This window comes from Myroides phaeus (genome assembly GCF_900099675.1).
In the GTDB taxonomy this organism is placed as follows: Bacteria; Bacteroidota; Bacteroidia; order Flavobacteriales; family Flavobacteriaceae; genus Flavobacterium; species Flavobacterium phaeum.
Genome location: NZ_FNDQ01000013.1, coordinates 79,761 through 88,957, shown reverse-complemented (window position 1 = coordinate 88,957; position 9,197 = coordinate 79,761). Strand labels below are relative to the sequence as shown.

General features: G+C 32.4%; 6 protein-coding genes. 1 reads left to right on the top strand and 5 read right to left on the bottom strand.

Annotated elements, in window-relative coordinates; genetic code table 11:
• The 5 genes from BLT46_RS13335 to BLT46_RS08295 form a co-directional block, all read right to left on the bottom strand.
• Nucleotides 1–161, bottom strand: a 161-nt coding sequence (locus BLT46_RS13335) for a transposase (RefSeq protein WP_143021880.1), incomplete at its 3' end; no start/stop codon positions are given.
• Between the two features lie 70 nt (nt 162–231).
• Nucleotides 232–1,767, bottom strand: a complete 1,536-nt coding sequence (locus BLT46_RS08310) for a DUF6850 family outer membrane beta-barrel protein (RefSeq protein WP_143021879.1) — start codon at nt 1,765–1,767, stop codon at nt 232–234.
• Nucleotides 1,768–1,779: 12 nt separating this feature from the next.
• On the bottom strand, nt 1,780–3,015 hold the full coding sequence (locus BLT46_RS08305; protein WP_090409060.1) for a DUF4876 domain-containing protein: 1,236 nt from the start codon (nt 3,013–3,015) through the stop codon (nt 1,780–1,782).
• A gap of 13 nt (nt 3,016–3,028) precedes the next feature.
• Nucleotides 3,029–5,806: a TonB-dependent receptor plug domain-containing protein gene (locus tag BLT46_RS08300; RefSeq protein ID WP_090409041.1), complete on the bottom strand. Its 2,778-nt coding sequence runs from the start codon at nt 5,804–5,806 to the stop codon at nt 3,029–3,031.
• A gap of 912 nt (nt 5,807–6,718) precedes the next feature.
• Nucleotides 6,719–7,954: an ABC transporter permease gene (locus BLT46_RS08295; protein WP_090409038.1), complete on the bottom strand. Its 1,236-nt coding sequence runs from the start codon at nt 7,952–7,954 to the stop codon at nt 6,719–6,721.
• Between the two features lie 7 nt (nt 7,955–7,961).
• On the opposite strand from BLT46_RS08295, the gene BLT46_RS08290 reads away from it, so the two are divergent.
• The gene (locus BLT46_RS08290; RefSeq protein ID WP_090409057.1) at nt 7,962–9,188 is read left to right on the top strand and encodes an exo-beta-N-acetylmuramidase NamZ family protein; all 1,227 of its coding nucleotides are present in this window, start codon (nt 7,962–7,964) and stop codon (nt 9,186–9,188) included.
• Nucleotides 9,189–9,197 lie beyond the last annotated feature (9 nt).

Sequence of the window (9,197 nt, the reverse complement as noted above, 5' to 3'; positions counted from 1 at the left end):
CCTTGTTCTCCATAAACTTCATATAGTTTAAGCCAAAAATAAAGGTTAAACTCACTGATTTTTTCTGATCGAGAAAGTCCCCTCATACTGTCTTTACCTTCCAAAATAATAGTTACTATACCTAACTTAAATTCAAAATTGTATTTCTGTTTTCTACTCATAAAAAATGCCCCAAAAAGTGTCTAACTTTTTGGGGCATGTCTACTTTCTCATTTTGTATTCTATTTGTTGTTAGAAAGTAACACCAACTGCTACTCCCATATAATTATTTGATTTATTAATGTTATATTTTGTCTGTTCTACTTGCGCTTGCACATAAAAAGCAGGTACCTTCTCTAACTGTAAATCATAACGAGCTACCAAACCTATTTGTTTATAATTCGCATTCATAACCTCAAAGTTTGAATACAACATCTCTGTTACACCTTTTTGAGAAGTAAAATCCACTAACTTATTCGTACTTTCCTTAACATTTCTAACCTTGAGGTACGGTTTCACATTTAAAACACCAGACTTAGATATTTGTCGCATATAATCTATAGTCAATCCAAAGTGAATATATGTAAAACGTTGCTTTGCAAAAGTATCTTTTCTTCGTTCACTATTTTGTTCAACTCCAAAAGAAGGAATAGCAACCAAGCGATTGGCCTCATCTTTATACTGATAAAATAACTCACTAAAGAAATTGCTTTCAATGTATTTATACAATTCTTTCTCAGCTAATCGCGTTATTATCTTTGCATTCTGTGTATAGAAATATTCTGTACCAATAGCCTCTTTTAACCAGTAGTTCAGCTTCATTCCTACCCTATGTTGACCAAAGTCAAAAAATTTTAATCCACCAACTGTATAAGTCGTTGTTTCTAACTTCGCTAAATCATACGCATCAACACCTGAATCTCCTCTATTCTTTGTTAGATTAAACTTTCCTATTACCCCTTGTAACACAAAACTCTTATTTCTACCCTTAGCTAAAGTAGCGCCAACATTGTATCCAAATCCCTCAAAAGTAGAAACCAAATCTTTAGCACCACTAAAAAAATAGTTATAACTACCCAATCCACTCATATGATACACATAGGGTTTGCTGATTTCGCTCACAAATTTCACACTACTATTTTGTGTGTACTTATTAAAATCTCCAAACACACCAATCTTATAATCTCGATAAAAATTGTAATCAATTCCAAGGTTCATTTTAAATATAGACGATGTATTCTTAGGCCTTGGATCTACTTGTCTATATCCATTTTTAGCCACATAATTCACTTCCCCTCCAAGTACCCATCTATTCCATTGCTTAGCAAAACCACCCGCAAACTGGTAAACTTCCTGTTTCATTGTTCCTCCCACCGAATCAGCTACGATATATGGACCAATTATATCCTTATCTAAACTTTCATTCCAAACCATATTCTGCTGGCGTTGGTTTATATAAGAAGCGCTTCCCCAAACCACTTTATTCCCTTTCAAATGTTGAAATGAATTAGTACTAATCTTAAAACCTTCTAACCCATCACCATCTTGTAACACGTATGCATCCTTCTTATCCTGCTGGTAGTTTACACCTAACTCAGAAAAAGACAAATCACTATACACGGTCATCCTTGCTTTATTAGTAAAAAATGACTCACTAAACACGCGTTCAGCACTGTATTGGTTTTCTATCTTATTATAGAAAGACAAAGTATCTTTTGTTTGCGCGTACCCTCCCAAAGAAAACACCCCACAAAGAACACAAACCAATTTTATATATCTAAATTCCACAACAACCTCTTTTTACTTGTGACTAATTCCATTAAGCAAACTTGCTGGGCTATCTGGAATAAAATCAACTGTCGAATTATTAGTATCCTTATAAACATTACGCCCGGCAGTATTCTGTCCTAATGACTTTCTTCTTATCGCTTTACCAAAACGCGAATCATCACTTTCAGACGAACCACAATAAGAAAATCCACTATCTAAAGATGCTCCCATTACCAAACGTTGAAACTTAGGAACAATACTACTATTAACCCCATCTACAATCCACGCATTCGGAATTTTATAAGCTGACTTTTTCGTTTCCTTACCTGTAGCATTTACATAAGAATAATCATACTTATGATTAGCCAACCAAGACTCCACACTTTCACCTTCAGGTAAACGCGCCAATACATGTCCTTTATACCCTCTGTTATGCATAATAAACATACTATACTTCATATTTGTATAAACTACAATTGCATTAGGTACATTTGGGTTATCAGGCTGGTTAATTGCCGGACTTTCTACTATAGGAAATTCAAAATCAGCATTAGTCAAATCAGGACCAGGGATGTTTGCTGTTCTATGATTTTGAGCATTATCAGCAACTACAATAAAATCTCCAGGCTCTACAGGATAATCCTTTCCTTTTCCAGGTAACATTAATACGCCATCAACAGGAAAAGCACTATCAAAAACATTAGGTGTCTCATTATTATCTGTCGTAGTCAAAAACTCTGACTTACAAATTAACAATCCATCCGCATATAAAACCTCATCCGTATTATTTACTATCTTAAAATATTGCCCTGAGTTATATGCTTTCCCTTCCAATGTTTTCACTCCCGTAAAAAATATTTCTTCAAAAATAAAATCCTTACTAAACTGTTTCACTCTCAAATCAACCACTAAATTTAGCACTTGTCCTGAAGCATCTAATTTATCATTTACACCACCTACTCTAATTTCCTCTCCATCCTCTAAAAAAGCAGCACCCTCAACTGACATACGGTATGCTCCAGTAGGTAATGCAATAGAATAAAACGACACACCTACCGCTTTTTCTTTTGTCACTAACCCCGTATTAATCTCTGTAAATTCTAATTCCAACTCCTTAAACTCCTTTACTCCATTTGCTTTAAAGTTGATAGAAACAACTGTAGATTGATTTATGCCAGCAGTAACATCATCATCACTCAAACAAGAAGAAACTGAAATACCCAAAGTAAAAACAGTTAGCAAAATATATAGTACTCTTAACTTCATCTGTATTGTATTCTTAAATATTAAAATTAATCTCCATTCCAAAATAAGGACCTTCAGTATCCTTTCTGTTTACTTTCACGCCATTTAAAGTATATGAGTGGTAATGTGTAAACAATCTATTAACAAACATTGAGGCTTTCACTGATTTATAAATTCGTTTAGACACCTTAAAATTAGCATTAAACGTAAAAGGCAATCGTGTTTGCATCCCATCAGTAGTAGAAACATTTCTTACTAAATTTTGTAGCATTGGATCTGTTTTATCCTCTTCAGTAAATGAGTGTACCTCATTGTCAAATCCAAAATACGCATACGGTTCAGCTACGCGATTTAGCATTTGTTCTCTTCTAAACAAATCCCCTTGTAAAGAAGCTGAAATATTCATATCAATACTCGGCACATACGTATCAATAACAAGGTTATAAACCATAGATGATTTCTTATACCCATTATCATCAGCGTAAATTCCGACATAAGGATAATCCTTTCCATTCAATGTAATTCCTGGACGATAATAAAAATCAGAACTATTAGAATATATTGTTTTAAACCAAGCTCCATTTAAAGTAAAACGTGTATTAATTCCCTCAATTCTCGGCGAACTATACCCGAATTCAATCCCATCTTTAAACGTATTACTTCCATTTTCACGCATACTATATTGATAATGTAGTAATCTATCTTCGTATGATGTTCCCTCTAAATTAGGTCGTCCTAAATCATCGTTCCACTGCAATCCAGTCGTCTCATACTTTTTGTATTCAAACCCTCTAAAGTAATTCACATCCCTAAACCCATTATTCATACGCTCGTTGAAATAAGTCACAAACAACTTATGTTTTTTATAAGATAAATCAAGGCGAATTTCTCTCTTTATATTCTTAGCAGCAACTAACGAATGATTTTCCGTATTCAACTTAAAAGTGTTAAACTGTGCGTAACTATTATTGTTTGCTTGATCAAAATAATTCACTTCAAGCATATCAAAATACCTATCATTTGGATAAAGCAACGAAAGCGTAGGCTGTTTATACAATTCACCATAACCTAATGTAACATCCGTTTTCAACACATCTTGTCCTAACCTAACATCCGGAAGTCCCCATTGAAAATTAACACGAGGTTCAGCATAAACTCTATCACTTGTACTAAAATCACTTCCAATTCGCAACATCTTAGATAAACGCACACCTGTGTACAACTGAAAATGTTGGTTCCATACCTCATATTCCATTCTATCCCCAATAAATCCAGCTAATATCTGAGAAGCAGGAATAGCCTTAAAAGGCCTTGTTCTATTATTTACAAGTCCCTTAGATGGCGGAAGCAAAGGATCATAAACTTCCCCCTTACCATTATTTTTAGCATATCTAAAGTCAATCCCCGTTTCAATATTATGAGTAATACCAATTGTATTAAACCCTAATTCCGTTTGTAACTTAACATTAATATTTAATGGACGCCCTTCTGTTCTAAAGTCTGACACATAAGACAAAGGCAAGTAATACCCTTGATTAATCCCATTTTCACGGCTTATAGAAATAGCTTTAAAGCCTGTTTGTTGTACAAATGTAGTTCCTTTTATATCGTCTATACCTTGAGAAAAAGCAGTATTCAAGGTAATCTTTTTAAACACATTCTCTTTATCAAACTCCCATTTAAAGTTATTAGCTATACTTATATTTTGTCTTGTATTTTTATATCTATCCGTACGTGCATAACCACTATCCGGATCAAATTTATCATTATCAATAGTACTATTGTAATCCAAATTAGCATTCCATATTAAATCATATCCATTAACAACAAAAGACTTCTCCGTACGAAAAGAAGTAGAAATACGTTTATAATTTTCCAATGTATTAGTCGGTTCATTCTTTGCATCCAGATAATCCATACTTAGATTTAGCTTCCAACCACTACGTGTGTCTACCCCTTTTCCAACATAGTACATCTTACTAAAACCATCTGCTTTAAAACGAGCTTGCAAAGGCGTATAACCAATCTTTCTTTTGATTTGAATTAATCCAGAAGTTAAATCACCATAAGCAGCAGTTGGAATACCCCTTGTTATCTCTACACTTTCAATATCGTTCGTTGATAGTGCACGCATATCTACCCCTGTTCCAATCGTATTTCTCTTAGCATCGACCTTACCACTACTCAACATTTGTTCCTGATAAGAAGAAGCTTGTAAATCAGCGTTAGTATTAATAGGATTTCCATCTAATATAAACTGTACCCCAAGAGAACCAGTGTCATACCCTTGTTTACCTGTTTCGCGAAGTAACACTGGATTTTTACCCGTCAATACAGGATCTTTTGCTTGTCCTCCGGGAAGAAGTTCCATTAAATCTGAAAAACTTGAAGGTTGCAAGTGCTCCATCGCTTGTCGATTTATTACAGAAGTAGAAGTCAATCCTTTCCCTTCTTTTGCGGTAATTACCATCTCCTGTAAAATATTAGATAAAGAAGTCAATTGAATAGTAATGGCCTCTTTTTGCAATAAATTAAGCTGTGTTATAGAACGCTTATAACCAATATGTGTAACCTCTATTCTATAATTGTCCGCAGACAACTTAAAATCTACAACCCCCTTTGTATTTGTAATACCTACCAGCTGTTTTGTAGCATTACTAACGAGAATAGTTACATCACTTATCGATTGTTTATATTCATCTTGTATAGAAATAGTTAAGTCTATCCCTTTATCTTGTCCAAGAATATGAGAACTACTAAAAAAGGCACAAAGCACTAAAGCTATTGACAATACCTTATGTAAACGTATCATTAAATATAAATTTGAAACTTCGAGACAAAATTAGACAAGAATTAGAATGTAAACTAATTTATTTAGACTCAGTTCAAATAAATGCGACTATAATAAAATAGAATAATTACAAATAATTATATTTTATATAATTCACATAATTGAAATAAAATATACAACAATAGACTAAATTTATTACTTATAACACGTTTTTAAAATATACCTAATACTAAATAATATACCTAACACAACTAAAACATTGCAGATACAGATGAAATTTATACGTTAGATGACAATATAACTAAGGCTATTAGTATCGCTTAATTCACCCTATCATTAATCTATTACTTGAAAGTTTTCTTGGATAGTAAGAACAAACATCTTTAAAAAAAAACAAAGATTTAAATTATAACACCTTGGATTGTTATTTTGATAAAGAACATATCATAGGGTAGTTTTACACGTACCATGTTCGACACATCTACCACATTAGTACCACACACCTTCGAAAAACAAGCCTTTTTCCCGAAGAAGTGTGGTACAAATGTGGTATTAATGTGGTACTAATCTAAAACAAGCCCATAAATACACTACTTAAGTACCCCCTTTAATTATTTGAGAAACTCAAAACAAACTGCTTATCAGGTCTGTTTATCAACTATACAAACGACAACACAATTGAACTGACAATTAAAAATAAATATACCCCCTTATGCTGAATACTTCAATATAAAAGTAAAGCACTTTAGACTAATCTTTTTTTATTGGACCCGCTTTCTTATATCAAAGTCACGTAAAAATAAATTCCCCCTTTTCATTTATTTTACTCTTTATATTAATAAAGAGCCCTACCACTTACTTTCTGAGTATTCAAAAAAAAAACCGGTCATAAACTTAATTTATAACCGGTTGTGAACATATTCTTTTATTTTTCTAATCATATCGTATCGCTTTTACAGGCGATATTTTCGTAATCATATAAGATGGTATTAATAACACTAACATTGCTATAACTATAACCCCTATATTTAAAAGTAATACATCTGTAAAGCGAATTAACACAGGAGCCTCTCTAACATAATAAGCTACTGGATCTAATTTGATAATGCCTGTATACTTCTGAATCATTAAGACCCCTAAACCAATAACATTACCATATATAAGTCCTTTCACAATTAAATACACTGCATTGTACAAAAACATTTTACGAATAGACCAATTATTAGCCCCTAATGCTTTTAAAATACCTATCATTTGAGTGCGTTCTAATATTAAAACTAATAAGGCAACGATCATATTAATTGATGCGACAGCAACCATAATGATAATAATAACCATAATATTAAAGTCAAACATTTCTATCCATCCGAAAATATTAGCATATTTATTTGTAATCGTTTTGCTGTCTACTGTAGATGGTAACTCTAAATACAACTCACTTCCCTTCTTATCTATTTCATCAAAATTCTTAACTAATACTTCTACACCACCAATCTCATTTTCGTTCCATCTATTTAAACGCTGTACGTGTTTCAAATCTCCAATAACAATATTAGCATCGAATTGTTGTAAGCCTGAATTATATATACCAACAATATCAAATTGACGAACATTAGGCACTTTATTTCCCCAATCTTTCATAAAGTATGTAGTCATTTTATCCCCTACATTTAAATGCAAACGATCTGCCATATATTGAGAAAGCAACACTTCATTACTCATTGTTTTTCCCATTTCTGGTAAACGACCAGCAACAAGATAATCTTTTATTTCTCCAAGGTTATAAAGTGAATCTACACCCTTATAGATAATTCCTTCAAAAGCAGTCTCTGTACGAATAATACCAGCCTTTGATGCATACACTTGTACCTGTTCAATCCCATCTACCTTTTTAAAGGCGTCAGAATTAATAATATCTCTATCTAAAGGTTTCAAAGTTAAGTCACTTACATTGCTATCATAATTAGTAATAATGATATGACCACTAAAAGCTGAGATTTTATCTCTAATTTTGTACTTCAAGCCCAAACCAGTAGCTACGGATATTAACATCATAATAATCCCTAAAGCAATAGCAGTTATTGCAATTTTTATAATTGGAGCAGAAATACTACTTTTATAATTACTTGACGTAACTAAACGTTTGGTTATAAAATATTCTAATTTCAAAGTAAATATGGTATCAAATTCAACGTTCAAAAATACATTTTTATTCTTAGTATGTCTATTGGTTTCTTCCTTAATTGTAAATTGTCGTGCTACAAATAAAAAGCCTCTTACAAAAAGCATTGACACTACTTTATTAGTTGGTGCTGAAAACACAGCATTGTATTTTGATAAATTACAAAACAAAAATATAGGGATTTTAACTAATCAAACAGGGGTAATTAGAAGTAATAAATCTACTGATAATTACGATACTTCTATTGTTGATTTTCTATTAACTAATAATATAGCTGTAAAAAAGATATATGCACCTGAACATGGTTTCAGAGGAAATGCTGATGCAGGTGAACTAATTAAAGATGGTAAAGACATTAAAACAGGATTACCAATTATATCTTTATATGGAAATAGTAAGAAACCATCTAAAGAACACTTAGCAGGAATTGATATTATGCTTTTTGACTTACAAGATGTAGGCGCACGTTTTTATACCTACATTTCTTCATTGCATTACTTGATGGAAGCCTGTGCTGAAAACAACATTTCTCTTATTGTCTTAGATCGCCCTAATCCAAATATTGATATAATAGACGGACCTACTTTAGAAATGGAAAATAAGAGCTTCGTTGGTATGCATCCTATTCCAACAATGCACGGAATGACAATTGGTGAATACGCTCAGATGATTAATGGTGAAAAATGGTTGAATAAAGGAGTACAATGTGACCTAACAATTGTACCAATTACAAACTACAATCGCAATATTACTTATGCATTACCTGTGCCTCCTTCTCCAAACTTACCCAATCAAAAAGCAATCAACTTATATGCAAGTCTTTGTTTCTTTGAAGGTACAAATGTTAGTTCTGGTAGAGGTACAAATTTACAATTTCAAGTATACGGGTCTCCTTATTTAACCAATATGCCTTACACTTTCACTCCAAAACCGAATGCTGGAGCTAAAGATCCAATGCATAATGGCAAGCTATGTTACGGAGAAAACTTATCTCAAGAAACAGATGTAAACAAACTTGAAATCAAATGGTTATTAAAAGCTTATCAAAATTCAACAGATAAAGCTAATTTTTTTAATAATTTCTTTATTAAATTAGCAGGTACTAAAGCATTAAAAGAGCAAATAATTGCTGGTAAAACGGAACAACAAATAAGAACTACTTGGCAAAGTGGTTTAGAAAAGTTCAAACAAAAACGTAATCCTTATCTAATTTATAAGTAATAAATCTAA